The organism is Actinoplanes sp. NPDC049316 (assembly GCF_040677315.1).
Taxonomy (GTDB): domain Bacteria; phylum Actinomycetota; class Actinomycetes; order Mycobacteriales; family Micromonosporaceae; genus Actinoplanes.
The window spans coordinates 23,061-35,695 of record NZ_JBFAQM010000028.1; the positions used below are offsets into that span (position 1 = coordinate 23,061).

Genomic DNA, 12,635 nt, shown 5'->3' on the forward strand with positions numbered 1-12,635 from the left:
GAGCACGAGCAGTGCAGCGCTCAGGGGAGATGAGGGAGGCGAATGTCCATGCAGGACAGGCGGTTGTGGTCGCGGCGCAACGTTCTGGGGCTGGGTGCGGGAGTGCTCGGCGCAGCCGGCCTCGCCGCGTGCGGGGACGGCTCCGACTCGCCCGCCAGTGTGCAGGCGGAGGTTCCGAAGGAGCTGCTCGACGCCGCGGCGTCGCTGAAGGGCACCTCGATGGGGGTGCTGTCGCAGAAGCTCTATTCGACGGCCGCCAACGAAGCGCTCGACAGCTCGATCGCCAAGTTCGCCGGTTCCACCGGTACGAAGATCGAGAACAGCCTGGTCCAGGCCGACGCCGGTGACGTGGTGGCCAAGATCCACGCCGAGGTCAAGGGCGGGGTGGCGCGGGACCTCGCGTTCATGACCGACTCGCGGTTCATCGCCCAGTTCCATTCGCTGGGCGACCTGGAGGACGTGTCGGACGTCGTCGAGGCGCTGACCGCCAAGTACGGCGAACCGTGCGCGGAGGCCAAGAACTTCTGCGTCTTCGACGGCAAGTGGTACGCCATCCCGTACCACTTCATCGGTGTCGGGTCGTTCCTGCGCAAGGACTGGATGCAGGAGAAGGGCATCGCCCCCAAGGAGACGTACACCTGGGAGGAGATGCGGGACCTCTGCCTGGCGATCTCGGACCCGGGCAAGCGCCGGTTCGGCTGGGGCATGACGGTGAACCGGTCCGGCGACGGCAACGGCATGATCGAGGCGCTGATCAACTCGTACGGCGGATCGATCGCCTCCAACGACGGCCGGAAGGTCACGTTCGACTCGCCCGAGACGGTGCAGGCCGTGACGTTCCTGGGCGACATCTACACCAACCCCAAGTACAAGCCGATGCTGCCTCCCGGCGTGGCCAGCTGGACCGACACCAGCAACAACGAGAACTGGCTCGCCGGGATCCTCGGCTACACCCGCAACAGCTTCAGCGTGTACGCGGATTCCAAGACCAAGAAGAATCCCGTGTACGCCAACACGCACGTCTTCTCCGACTGCATCGGGCCCGCGACCGACAAGTCCCTGCTGATCGGCCAGTCCCAGGGGTTCGTCGTCTTCAAGGGCGCCAAGAACGCGGCGCTCGCCAAGCTGCTGGCGCAGTACCTGGTCAGCGGGCCCGCCCTGGTCGGGGTCGCGAAGGAGGCACCCGGCCTGGTGATGCCCGCCTGGGACAAGGTCTGGGACGCCGACCCGTACTTCACCGGCGGCGACCCGTCGTTCCCGCTGCTGCGCACGATGTCCCAGCAGCCGCTGCCACTGTCCACCGAGAACGGCCTCAAGTTCCCGCAGAAGGCCAGCGCCGGCCAGCAGGCCGTCGTCGCGGCGTACGTCCTGACCGACATGATGCAGCAGGTCGTTCAGGGAACCGCTCCCGCGCAGGCGGTGACCGCCGCACACGCGAAGATGGTGCAGATCTTCAACCAGCAGGGTCTGCCGCAGTGAGTACGGTTCGGCAGGCGCCGGCCCCGGCCAGGCGGGCACCCTCGCCGTCGGGGCCCGGCTCGCTCACCGCCACCCAGCGGTGGCTGGGCCGCGACTGGCGCCTGGCGGTGCTGTTCCTGGCGCCCACGGCCCTCCTGGTCGGCGCGCTCGTGCTCGTGCCGATCGCCCGGTCGATGATCACCAGCACCACCGAACGGCACGGGCAGGACACCGTGTTCGTCGGCCTGGACAACTACCTCGCCCTCGTCGGCGACGAGCAGTTCCGCACCGGCGTGGTGAACTCGTTCGTCTTCACCGCGTACGCCGAGATCTTCAAGGTTGTCCTGGGCCTGGCCGCGGCCCTGCTGCTGCATCATCGGCGCCGAGGCCGCGCCGTGCTCACCGGGCTTCTCCTGGTGCCGTGGGTGGTGCCGACGGTCGTGACGGCGTTCAGCTGGCGCGCGCTGCTCGACCCGATCTTCGGCAGCGTCAACACCCTGCTCACCAGCTCGGGGATCGGGCCGCTGCTGGCCGGCACGCATCTGGTCGACAGCTGGCCCGCGGGCTGGCTGTCCGACCCGTCGCTGGCGATGCCGTCCGTGATCCTCGTCAACGTGTGGAAGGGCGTGCCGTTCTTCACCGTCTGTTTCCTCGCGGGGCTCAAGGCCATCCCGGCGGACCAGTACGAGGCGGCGACCATCGACGGCGCCTCGGCGTGGCAGCGCTTCGCCCACGTGACGCTGCCCGGGCTGCGCCACGTGATCACCGTGACGGTGACCCTGTCGTCGATCTGGACGTTCAACAACTTCGACCTCATCTGGTTACTGACCCAGGGCGGCCCGGGCGACGTGACCGCGCCGTACGTGCTCGTCGCGTACTCGAAAGCGATCCTGCAGTTGCAGTACGGCGCGGGAGCGGCCGTCACGCTCGTCATGCTGCCGGTCGTCGGCGGCCTGGTGTTCTTCCTGGTCCGGCTGTTGCGCCAGGACTCCGGCGCCGGCCCGCTGCGCCGGCGGCGCCGGGCCGAAGGCCGCCCCGGGCCGATGCGCACGGCGCTGCCCTGGATCCTCACCGCGGCGTTCACCGGCCTGCTGGCCTGGGCTTCACCCCAGATCTTCTGGAAGGCCGCGGTGCTGCTCGGCGTCATCATGCTGATCGCGGCGGCGGTGGGCCGGGTGGTCTCGGCGCTCCAGGCGCGCGGTGGTCGCCGTGCGTCGACCCTGGTGTCGCGTACGGGATCCTGGGTGGCGATGGCGGGGCTGCTCTTCTTCGTGCTGGGTCCGCTGTACTGGATCTCCGTCACGGCCTTCAAGACCGAGGGCCAGGTCGTCACGCGGACGCACGACCTGTGGCCGACGCCGTGGACCACGGAGCAGTTCGGCGCCCTGTTCACCAACCAGCCGTTCGGCCGCTGGTACCTCAACACCCTCGTGGTGTCCGCCGCGTCGACCGTGGTGGCCCTGGTCTGCGCGGTCCTGGGCGGCTACGCGCTGGCCCGGCTGCGGTTCCGCGGGGCGCAGGGCTTCACCGTCACGGTGCTGCTGACGTACGTGATGCCGGGCGCGCTGCTGTTCATCCCGCTGTACCAGCTGCTCATCGGCGTACGGCTCACCGACTCGTTGTGGTCGCTCGTGCTCACGTACCCGACCTTCACGCTGCCGTTCGCGACCTGGCTGCTGGCGGGCTACTTCTCGTCGATCCCCGCCGAGCTGGAGGAGGCCGCGCTGGTCGACGGCTGCTCGCGCGTCCAGGCGTTCCGGCGCGTGGTGCTGCCCCTCGCCAAGCCGGGCGTGCTGGCGGTCGGCCTGTTCACGCTGACCAACGCCTGGAACGAATTCCTCTTCGCCTTCGTGTTCATCACCAAGGACGAGTACAAGACGCTCCCGGTAGGGATGCAGTCCATGATCGCGGGCGACGTCGTGCCCCAGGGGCAGCTCGCCGCGGCGTCGCTGCTCGTGAGCATTCCCGTGGTGGTGATGTACGCGTTCGGGCAGCGCTTCCTCACCGAAGGGCTCACTGCCGGGGCGGTGAAGGGCTGATCATGTGTTTTGCTGGTCGTGGCCGACCCGCCGGCGAGCACAGGAGACACGGATGGCCCGGTTCACCGTCACGCACCAGGTGGAAGCGCCCGCCACCGCGGTCTGGTCCGCCCTGGTGGACTGGCGCCGCCACGGCGACTGGGCGCCGCTGACCCGCGTACGCGTGACAACGCCCCGGCCCGACGGCGTGGGCGCGCAATTCGTCGCCCGGACCGGGATCGGACGGCTGGCGTTCGACGACCCGATGACGGTGGAGCTGTGGCAGCCGCCGGGCGGAGACGCCCCGGGCGACGCGCCGGGCCGGTGCGAGGTGGTCAAGAGCGGCAGGGTGGTGCTCGGCCGGGCGGGGTTCTCGGTGCTGCCGCTGGCGGGCGGCCGCTGCCGGGTCGACTGGGACGAGGACGTGACCGTGACGCCGCACCGCATCACGCGGTTCGCGGGTCCGGCGCTGTCGCTCACCGGCCGTCTCGGCTTCGGCGCGACCCTGCGGGCGATGGCCAAGGACGTGGAGCGGCAGGCCCGCTGACCCGCGGCAGCCCGCGGCGGGATTAGTCTCCGGTAAAAGTGCGGGCGAGGGGAAGCCGTGACTGCGCGACCACGAAGCCCCGGCGGTGGTGGCGACGGCCCCGAACCGCGTCGCCGCGGGGACGGCGACGGAATCCCGCCACGTTCCGGCCGCGGTCGCCGAGCTCATGGGTGACCGGATCTCCGGGCTGCCGGAGGCGGCCCACGCCGTTCTGGATCTTCTCACGGTGAGCCCGGGTGCGGTCCCGGCGACCACGTACGCGCTGTCGACCCGGCGGCCGCGGCCGCCACGATCGCGACCGTGCGCCAGCCGATAGTGGGCCACGGACCCAAGGATCTGGTGTCGGTCGGCCTGGACGCCGGCGACTGGCTCACCGCAACCACGAACCACCGCTGCTGGGTCGTCAACCGCGGCGGATGGATCGCGGCGGGCGATCTCACCGCAGGCGACGTGCTGCTCGATGAGGGCGGCCGGGCGGTGCCGGTCGAGGAGGTCGTGGCCGGGAACCAGCGGACGACTGTGTACAACCTCGACGTCGACGGCGCGGGAACGTTCGTGGTGGCGGCCGGAGACCACACCGTCGTCGTCCACGAGTAGAACACCCGGCAGGACGGTGCCGCCGTGCTCGTGTCACGGCGGCAACGGCCAGCCGCCGCCATCCGAGAGAGTGCTGTGGTCTTGTCTTGGCGCGATCACCCTTCCATCAGCGTCGTCAGGTTCTGCAGGCTGGTGATCAGCGCTCCGGTGTAGCCGAAGATTTTGGCGCACCACTTGGCGACCGCCGCGACGATCTGCGCGGTCACCACAGGGATGGTGACGATCGCCAGAGCCTCAGCAGCCCACACGATGACCCGCGCCACGAGGTCGCAGATCAGGTCCCGGACTATGTCCCGGGTGAACTGGACCAGGTTGCCTGCGGCTTGGGTGGCCGCCGACATGGTGTCGGCCAGCACCGCCAGGCCTCCGAACCCGTCCACGTTGTTGGTCATTATCGACCGGTACGCCTCAGAGGCGGTGCCGCCCCAGTCGGGTAGGTCCGCGGCGAGGTCGGACCTGAGGTCTTCGGCCATGGCCTGGAGCGCACCGGCCATATTCGCCCAGGTCTGCGCGTGCGCCGTGATTTTGTCGGGGATGCCGGTCAGCTTGTCGAGGATCTCGCGCAGCGGCTCGAAGTGCTCCATCACCCAGCCGAGTCCGTTGGCCAGCAGTGCGCTGAAGGGGTCGATGACGGTCGCGGCGGCATCGCCCACGAATGAGCCTCCGGCCAGGACGCCGTCAACCCAGCTGCCGCTCCGCACCGATTGGTTGAGGCCCTGGAAGCCGTCAGCGAGCGAGATGCCGGTGTACGCGGTCCGGCTCGTCGGTGTCGTGGCCACTAGGGATGCATTGGACACCATGGTCAGCCCAGCCCGCCGGCGGCGCGGATCGTGCGCTCCGCGTTGACGTCGGCGGCTTCGTAGTCGCGACCGGTAGCGTCGAGTGCGTCAGCCAGCAACTGCAGATTCTCCTCGGCGTATGAGTACAGCTCATCCTGACTGGTGTGCCGGCGCTCAAGGATCGCGGAGATCCATCCGCACAGCAGGCCGTATGCGCTGTCATCGTGCGCGATGGTGGCGCTTGCGGACTTGATTGCCGCGAGCTGGTCACGCGTTGCGCGGATGTTGGCCGCATGCCGAAACAGCTGTGACGAATCGACCTGGAAAGTGTCCGACATGTCGGTCAGAACTCCCGTTCGTGCGCTTGTTCTTGGCTGGCTTCTTGGCTCTCTTCCGGCCGATCCAGAGCACTGCGCATCCGATCGGCGGTGGTGTGAGCGGAGAGCGAGTCCGGACCCATGACCTCGACCGCTATGCCATGTGCCCGGCGTGCGGCTTGGGCCCGGGCTTCGCGTAACGCGCTCATGACCGCCCGCGCCACCACCGCCGGCTCCAAACGATGAATGCGGTCGGTGAGCTCCAGGCCGACCAGCACGCCGGCGGAGTCGATGGTGACCGCGGCAAGGCCGTTTCCGTCCCGCGCTGTGACCCGCAGCTGTTCCATTTGTTCCGTCATCGCGGCCGCCCGTGCCGCCATCCGATCGACGTTGTCCTTCCACGAGCGCAGGTATTGGCGAGACGCGTCCGGGTCGAGGAACGCCTGCATGTCGGAAGCCTCGGACATGCGCCGGAGTGTAACAACGACCAGCACAAATGGTTCACGCCGTGAGCACGACCACCCGGGCGTCGACATTGACGATGTGCCCGTCGCCGAGGGCCGCCACCGGCTCGTCCCAGTGCACGTGGCCGCAGAGCGTCAAGCCCGGCGCTCGTCGCTCCAGCGTGCTGCGCAGGACGGCCCGGCCGAGTTGCTCCGCTCGTTCCCCGGTCGGTCCTTCGTGCAGGAGCAGCACATCAACCGGGGGAGTGGTGAGCTTCTGGATCAGGGCGAGGAAGGCTTGCTCCGTACGTCGCAGGGCACGCCCGGGGTCGCCGATGATGCCGGAGATGCCCGCGACTGTGACGCCACCGAAGTCGCGCCGGTCACCGTCGAGCAGCGCGACGTGCGGGCCGAGTTCCGCTACCTGCGTGGCGGTCACCTCGTCGTGGTTGCCGGCCACGCCGTACACCATGGAGCACCCCGCGGCGGCGAAGGCGAGCCACACGTCGAGGACCGCCCCGGAGGCGCCGCGCCGGTCGGCGCCTGGGGCCGAGTACAGATCACCGGTGAGCAGCACGCCGATCCGGTCGGCTGGCGGCAGTAACCCGCTCTCCGCCCACACTCCCAGGTAGTCGGCGACCGCTATGCCGAGCAGCTCCGGATCTCCACCGAGCGGAGAGAACGCAACCCCTTGCAGGTCACCTGCGGCGACCAGCGCGTCGCAGCCGGCCGGGAGCTTGTCGACGACCAACTGTTCAACGCCGAGCTGAACGTTCTGGGGCATGCCACCGGGGCCGGCCGCCCGGTATGGAACCGTCGCCAGCCGATGCGTCCGTGTGCCGACAAGACGCATCAGCCGTCACTCCACGATCCTGCGGTCCAGAAACTCCCACTGTGGCAGTTGGGCCAGTCTGGCTCGTACTTCGTCCGGACGATCGAATTTGTTGACGAATAATAGGTACCGGTACTCCGGAAAGCCCGGCTCCTGGTGGTACTCGTTGTCGCCGTCGCGCAGGTCGTTCGATTGAAGCCGCAGCTTGCCGCTCCCGCTCCGGGCGCGCGCCGCGTAGTACATGCCGCGATAGTCGCTCTCGTGCAGGACCCATTCCACTCCGAGCGCCTCGGCGAGCTTGCTGGGCTGCTCGCCCAGGCTGGGCTCGCTGTATCCGTACACGTCGTAGATCACTGTCTGCTTCCCGTTCAGAACCAAACCTTGATGGTCGGTTTGCGGCCGGCGGCTTCCTCGATGGTACGGAAGATCATGACGTGGACCTCGCGGTCGGTCTCCGCCGATGCTTCGTCGATGATGTCGTCCAGACCGAGCCGCTGCTGATCGTGTTCACCCAAAGGCCCGGTCGACACACCGTCACCGCGAAACGGCACGCCGTTCTCCTGGGCCGCTCGGTTGACCGAATCACCGCTGATCGCGATGTCGTAGTCGCTCACCCGGCCTTCGTCGAACGGTGCCCCGGTCTCGGTGCTGCGCCCGGTGACCGAGCTGCCCTGAAACCCCATTTCGAGGTCGGGATAGAGCTCGCGCATGCGGTCCCGGAAACGGGTCGCGAATTCTTGGAACTGCCCGAAGTCACGGAAGCCGTACGGCACGCCCCGAGGCTGGCCGGACGAGGACGGGCGCTGGCCGGTGGAGTCAGACGATCCACCGCCCGCGCTCGTGGGACGGCCATGCTGGAAGGCCGCACGGGCGTGACCCTCGCCCTGAGCCACGTTGCCCGGCTGTCCGCCTCGGCTTCGGCGACCCCGGCCTCCGGGTGGAGGGTCGTCGCGGCCGCCGCTGCCATGCCTGCGGGATCTCGGAGCCAACGTCTACTCCCATCGATGTCGGCAACGACCCTACCGCCGCGGCGCTACCGTCTTCGGCCGACTTTGAGCTTGACTGCACCGGTGGGTCACATGACGTGTTGCTTTACGACAGGTGGTCACATGACGTGTTGCTTTACGACAGGTGGTGACGGGGCGGCGACTTGCTTTACGACAGGTGGTGACGGGGCGGCGACGGTTGCTGTCGCATGGGCAGGGCTTGGCGTGGCACATGGCAGCATCCGCCGAGAGGCGAGGCGATGAGCGTGGCAGTGCTGGAGCACCCCGAGCCGTGGAGCGAGGAGGAATACTTCGCGCTCGGCGAGACCGTAAACCGGATCGAGCTGATCGACGGAGAATTGTGGGCGAGCCCCGCGCCGAGCAAGCGCCACCAGCACATCGCGTTCTTGCTTGCCATGGGCCTCTACGCCGCGGCCGAGCGGGCCGGCTTGCTGGTTCTGCAAGACGTCAACCTTCGTCTGGCGGGAGGGCGCATCCTGCAGCCGGACCTGGTCGTGGCCGATACCGACGACGGTGGCACGACGGTCGAGGCGGCCGAGGCCAGGCTCGTCATCGAGGTCGTGTCGCCGAGCAATGCGGGCACGGACCGACTACTCAAGCCGCAGCTGTACGCAGCGGCCCGGATCGGGTGGTATCTGCGGGTCGAGCAGCCGCAGGATTCGGTGGAACTGCACCTCGAGCGGCTGAGCGGCGATCACTACGTTTCCGCCGTGGTCGCTCGTGCCGGGGAAGCGCTCGTTTCCGACGAGCCGTTTCCCTTCGAGCTCGAGATAGCGTCCCTGCTGCAGCGTCGCCGCCATTGACGCCTGCGCGGACCCACACCCCGGCCCTCTGATCAGATTTCCTTCAGCGCTCGAAGATGCGAGTCGGCAGTCCGTCGCGCGCTGCGGGCGTACGCTTCGGCGAGCTTGCGGTGGTCGCGGTCGTCGGTGCGGCGGGCGAGGGCGCGCAGGGAGGCCGCCGCCGTGTCCGGGTGTCGCCGGCACCAGCCGGTCAGCAGCTCGTCCCGCACCGCCGCGGGTGCGTCGGCAGCTGCGGCGACGACCACTTCGGCGGTCTCATCGAGCAGGTCCTGCATGGTGGGGACGTCGGCGCCCTGCCGGCGGAGGTGCTCGGCGACCAGCGTCGTGCCGAGCGGGGTCAGCTCGGCGTGTCCGTCGGTCAGGGTGATCGCGGCGAGCAGGGCGAGGTGGGTCAGCAGGCTGTGCACGTCGTGTTCGTACTGGTCCCGCCAGAGGTCGATGTGGGGCGATTCGAGGCTGTCTAAGGGCGCTCCCTCGGCGACTCGGACCGCTGTCTCCTCGAGTTCGGCCCGCTTCACCCGGTCCTGGGCGAGATACATGGCCATCAGCAGCGCGAACGTCACTTCGTCGAATCGCCAGCGGACCATGGTCTCGGAATAGCCCGACGCGCAGACGGCTTCGCCCAGCGCGAAGAACCCGTCGAACGCCCGGTGCGCCAACGAAAGGGGGTCGGCGACCGCCTTCTGGGCGCTTTTCACGGGCAACAGCCGGCCTTTGGCCACGCGGACGACTCGGGCGGCGCGTGCCCAGGCGAAGACCACGGACGTCTCGTACAGTTCCTCACTGCTCTTCGTCTTGAAGACCTTTTCGCCGATCTGCGGATCGACGACATCCGCGAGATCCAGCAGCGAGATCAGCTCGCGGGCGTCGGTGAGCCGCAGTCGGCCGGTGGCGGTCAGGGTGCGGCCGGATCCGGTCCATTCCACGAATCGCTGGATCCGGGCCAGTGCGATTGATCCGGCCGCGGATTTCGCCAGGATGCCCTCGTCGGGTACGGCCACGATGGGAAGCGGTGGAAGATGCGCGTCGCCGGAGGCGTTCAAGTGGTTCGCCACCGCTTGATCGAGCAGCTCCTGATCGATGGCGATCTTGCCTTCGCGGACGGCCGCGATGTAGCGCCCGGCTGCCTCGGAGTCGGTCGGGTCCACATCGGCGGCCAGCATGCGCATCGCCCAGAACTTCGCCAGGTCGTAGCGGGACTGGTCGCCCATCGCCGCGTCGAAATCGTCGACCAGCCCGTCCAGTACGGCATGGAGCTGCTCAGCCTCCGCGCACCGGGCATCGGCCAGGTCCTCGGCGAACAAGAAGTCGACGAACGCGTGGACGGTCGGCACGACTGTCCGCCACGAGCCCGGGGGCATCGACACCTTACGCGGAAACCAGTCAAGCAGCGCGTTGCGCAGTTCGTCCGGCCGCCATCGGCAGAGGATGCCGTCGCCGTCGTCCCAGCGGTGCTCGACCAGCGTCTCGACCACGAACGGATCCACTGTCCGGCGATGCTGTCGCGCCCATCTCTGGAAGGCAACGACCAGTCGATCCTGCGCCGGGTAGAAGGTCTCCTCCGGCGCAGCCGTGAACACCATACGCATGACGTTGTACCGTACGCGCCGGTCTGTGCTCGGCGCGACGAAGTACCGGGGAGACGTGGATGCGGAATGCATTACCGGTAACCAGCGACCAACAGCGAACACGCACTTACGCCCGGTCGACGCCGTGGCGTGCGGGCGGGCCACTCGTGTCTTTTTTCGGACAGATTCGTTGAAAGCTGAACCGTTTAAGGCTCACGCGAGTACATAATGCCGGATCCACGATGGTGAGTTCGTTCCCCGGCAAGCGAGGTCTCATGCGGAGCAACCCGCGGTCTATTCGCTCGAAGATCGTCCTGGTGCTGCTGGTGCCCGTGGCGGCGCTGATCGCGCTGTGGGCGCTGGACGTCAACGCCTCGTTCGCCGACGCGGCGGCGCTGCGGGACAGTTACAACACCCGCGACAACGTCAGTATCCCGTGCGACGTGATGGTTGCCGCCCTGCAGGCCGAGCGCAGCGGGTCTGTCGAGATGCTGGCCGCTGCCGGTGGGGCGGTCGCCGGGCTCGGCGCTCAGCGGGCGGTCACCGATGGTGCGGTCGCGCAGTTCCGTGAGCTTTCGCGGCGTTACCGGGGCAGTGGGATCTCCGCCGACATCACGCGGGCACGGATCGCCGACATGGGTGCGGCCTTCGACTCGCTGACGTTGCTGCGGGCGCAGGTCGATGCCCGCGGCGTCGATCCGGCCGCGGTGCTGAGCGGGTACAACAGCATCATCAGTTATGCCTTCAGCGTGTCCACGGCCGCGGCCGCGTCGAGTGATCCGCTCGTGGAGCGGGTCATGCGTACGTCCGTCGCGCTGCGCCGGGCCGGTGAGCTGCTGCATCAGGAGGATGCCCTGCTGACCGGGGTGACGACGGCCGGCCGGTTCGGTGCGGGGGAGTATCGGCAGCTGACCGAGATCGTCGGGGGTCTGCGGTTCCAGATTCCCACCGCCGGGTCGACCCTGCCGGCGCCCGATCAGGCCGCTTTCAAGAGCATGCTGAGCAGCCCGACCTTTGCGGCGCTGCGCAGCGCCGAGGATCAAATTCTCGGAACCGGGGGTACGGGCGAAGCGGTGCCCCTCACGCGCGACGTCTGGAAGGCCACGTTCACCCCGGCCGTACGGCAGTTCTACGCGTTCCTGGGCAACGGCTACGACAAGGCCGTCGGGTTCGCGAGCGCCGAACGCAACCGGATCCTGTGGCGGTTCGGGATCTCCGGCGGGCTCGGTCTGGTCGCCATTCTGACGTCGCTCTTCCTGTCGATCCGCATCGGCGGGTCCGTGGTACGGCGGCTGTCCGTGCTGCGTACGGCGGCGATCGACCTCGCGCACCGGCGGCTGCCGGAGATGGTGGCGCGGTTGCGGGCCGGGGAGCAGATCGACGTGGAGAGCAACACGTTGCGTCTCTCTCTGGGCAAGGACGAGATCGCCGACGTCGGGGCTGCCCTGAGCGAGGTGCAGCGAAGCGCGGTGGACTCCGCCGCCGGTGAGGCGGCCCTGCGGTACGACATGAACCGGGTGCTCGTGAACATCGCCCGCCGCAATCAGAGCCTGATCGATCGGCAGCTCGAAGCCCTGAGCGCCGGCGGGGACACCGGGCGGGTCGAACAGCTGGCCGTCCAGATGCGCCGGCAGGCGGAGCATCTCGTGATCCTCTCGGGCTCCGCGCGGAGCCGGCGCGGGCTCGGTCCGGAGTCGCTGGCCGCGATCGTGGCCCGGGCGGCGGGGCAGGTGGAGCACGCCGAGCGCGTCCAGGTCGGGGTGCTGCCGGATGCCGAGGTGCCCGAACCGGCCGTCGCCGATATCGGCCACCTGCTCGCCGAGTTGCTGGAGAACGCCACCACGTTCTCCCCGCCGGAAACCCCCGTGCGGGTCTCGGGCCACCGGGTCGCGGAGGGTGTCGTGGTCGAGATCGAGGACCAGGGCCTGGGGATGTCCGCGTCCGCCTTGGCGGACACCAACCGCCGGCTGGCCCAGCCGCAGGAGTTCGACCCCGCCACGAGCACGCGGCTGGGGCTGGTCGTGGTGGCGCGGCTCGCCGCCCAGCGGGGCATCCGGGTCGTCCTCACGCCGTCCGGTCAGCGGGGCATCACCGCGTCGGTGACGCTGCCGGCGGAGCTGGCGGTGCCCGTGACGCTCCCCGAGGCGCGGCCGATCGCCGGCACGCGGCGCTCCAATGCCGCCAAGCTGGTGGGCATGGCGGGGCCGCGGGGCCGGGTCGGTGCCGACCGTGGCGCCGGCCCTCGCCATGCCGCGGACGACTGAGG

At 69.0% G+C, this 12,635-nt stretch carries 12 protein-coding genes and 1 pseudogene; 6 read left to right on the top strand and 7 right to left on the bottom strand.

Translation table 11 applies throughout. The features are described 5' to 3' along the window. Positions 1-42: 42 nt before the first annotated feature. From AB0K03_RS31810 to AB0K03_RS31825, 4 genes and pseudogenes are all read left to right on the top strand, one after another. A complete protein-coding gene (locus AB0K03_RS31810) occupies positions 43-1,479 on the top strand; it encodes an extracellular solute-binding protein (protein ID WP_364692494.1) in 1,437 nt (478 codons plus the stop codon). Next, positions 1,476-3,497 carry an ABC transporter permease subunit gene (locus AB0K03_RS31815; RefSeq protein ID WP_364692497.1) on the top strand — a complete coding sequence of 674 codons (2,022 nt, stop codon included), beginning with the start codon at positions 1,476-1,478 and terminating at the stop codon, positions 3,495-3,497. Before AB0K03_RS31810 ends, AB0K03_RS31815 begins: the two co-directional genes overlap by 4 nt. A 52-nt stretch (positions 3,498-3,549) precedes the next feature. Beyond that, the gene (locus tag AB0K03_RS31820; protein WP_364692500.1) at positions 3,550-4,023 is read left to right on the top strand and encodes an SRPBCC family protein; all 474 of its coding nucleotides are present in this window, start codon (positions 3,550-3,552) and stop codon (positions 4,021-4,023) included. 261 nt (positions 4,024-4,284) lie between these two features. Then, a pseudogene (locus AB0K03_RS31825) lies at positions 4,285-4,620 on the top strand (polymorphic toxin-type HINT domain-containing protein); the annotation flags it as partial. Positions 4,621-4,715: 95 nt separating this feature from the next. On the opposite strand, the gene AB0K03_RS31830 reads toward AB0K03_RS31825, so the two are convergent. From AB0K03_RS31830 to AB0K03_RS31855, 6 genes are all read right to left on the bottom strand, one after another. Beyond that, positions 4,716-5,273 (bottom strand): WXG100 family type VII secretion target, encoded by a 558-nt coding sequence (locus AB0K03_RS31830; protein WP_364692503.1) that lies wholly within the window; start codon positions 5,271-5,273, stop codon positions 4,716-4,718. Positions 5,274-5,422: 149 nt separating this feature from the next. Next, positions 5,423-5,737 (bottom strand): type VII secretion target, encoded by a 315-nt coding sequence (locus AB0K03_RS31835; RefSeq protein WP_364692506.1) that lies wholly within the window; start codon positions 5,735-5,737, stop codon positions 5,423-5,425. Between the two features lie 5 nt (positions 5,738-5,742). Beyond that, complete coding sequence (locus AB0K03_RS31840; protein ID WP_364692509.1) at positions 5,743-6,183, bottom strand: YbaB/EbfC family nucleoid-associated protein; 441 nt, start codon at positions 6,181-6,183, stop codon at positions 5,743-5,745. Positions 6,184-6,217: 34 nt separating this feature from the next. Next, complete coding sequence (locus AB0K03_RS31845; protein ID WP_364692512.1) at positions 6,218-6,943, bottom strand: metallophosphoesterase; 726 nt, start codon at positions 6,941-6,943, stop codon at positions 6,218-6,220. 75 nt (positions 6,944-7,018) lie between these two features. Next, on the bottom strand, positions 7,019-7,345 hold the full coding sequence (locus AB0K03_RS31850) for a hypothetical protein (RefSeq protein ID WP_364692515.1): 327 nt from the start codon (positions 7,343-7,345) through the stop codon (positions 7,019-7,021). A gap of 14 nt (positions 7,346-7,359) precedes the next feature. Next, positions 7,360-7,764: a hypothetical protein gene (locus tag AB0K03_RS31855; RefSeq protein ID WP_364692518.1), complete on the bottom strand. Its 405-nt coding sequence runs from the start codon at positions 7,762-7,764 to the stop codon at positions 7,360-7,362. 473 nt (positions 7,765-8,237) lie between these two features. Here AB0K03_RS31855 and AB0K03_RS31860 point away from each other — a divergent pair, with 473 nt between their 5' ends. Further along, positions 8,238-8,801, top strand: coding sequence for a Uma2 family endonuclease (locus AB0K03_RS31860; protein WP_364692521.1), 564 nt, complete (start codon positions 8,238-8,240; stop codon positions 8,799-8,801). A gap of 32 nt (positions 8,802-8,833) precedes the next feature. Here AB0K03_RS31860 and AB0K03_RS31865 read toward each other — a convergent pair whose 3' ends face one another. Then, positions 8,834-10,384 carry a hypothetical protein gene (locus tag AB0K03_RS31865; RefSeq protein ID WP_364692524.1) on the bottom strand — a complete coding sequence of 517 codons (1,551 nt, stop codon included), beginning with the start codon at positions 10,382-10,384 and terminating at the stop codon, positions 8,834-8,836. Positions 10,385-10,644: 260 nt separating this feature from the next. On the opposite strand from AB0K03_RS31865, the gene AB0K03_RS31870 reads away from it, so the two are divergent. Next, positions 10,645-12,633 (top strand): nitrate- and nitrite sensing domain-containing protein, encoded by a 1,989-nt coding sequence (locus AB0K03_RS31870; protein WP_364692526.1) that lies wholly within the window; start codon positions 10,645-10,647, stop codon positions 12,631-12,633. The last annotated feature ends 2 nt before the right edge of the window (positions 12,634-12,635 follow it).

Excerpts from the sequence above, each read along its gene's own strand:
- AB0K03_RS31810 (WP_364692494.1), top strand. The coding sequence starts at position 43 with ATGTCCATGCAGGACAGGCGGTTGTGGTCGCGGCGCAACGTTCTGGGG.
- AB0K03_RS31820 (WP_364692500.1), top strand. The coding sequence starts at position 3,550 with ATGGCCCGGTTCACCGTCACGCACCAGGTGGAAGCGCCCGCCACCGCG.
- AB0K03_RS31835 (WP_364692506.1), bottom strand. The coding sequence starts at position 5,737 with ATGTCGGACACTTTCCAGGTCGATTCGTCACAGCTGTTTCGGCATGCG.
- AB0K03_RS31840 (WP_364692509.1), bottom strand. The coding sequence starts at position 6,183 with ATGTCCGAGGCTTCCGACATGCAGGCGTTCCTCGACCCGGACGCGTCT.
- AB0K03_RS31845 (WP_364692512.1), bottom strand. The coding sequence starts at position 6,943 with ATGCCCCAGAACGTTCAGCTCGGCGTTGAACAGTTGGTCGTCGACAAG.
- AB0K03_RS31860 (WP_364692521.1), top strand. The coding sequence starts at position 8,238 with ATGAGCGTGGCAGTGCTGGAGCACCCCGAGCCGTGGAGCGAGGAGGAA.
- AB0K03_RS31865 (WP_364692524.1), bottom strand. The coding sequence starts at position 10,384 with ATGGTGTTCACGGCTGCGCCGGAGGAGACCTTCTACCCGGCGCAGGAT.
- AB0K03_RS31870 (WP_364692526.1), top strand. The coding sequence starts at position 10,645 with ATGCGGAGCAACCCGCGGTCTATTCGCTCGAAGATCGTCCTGGTGCTG.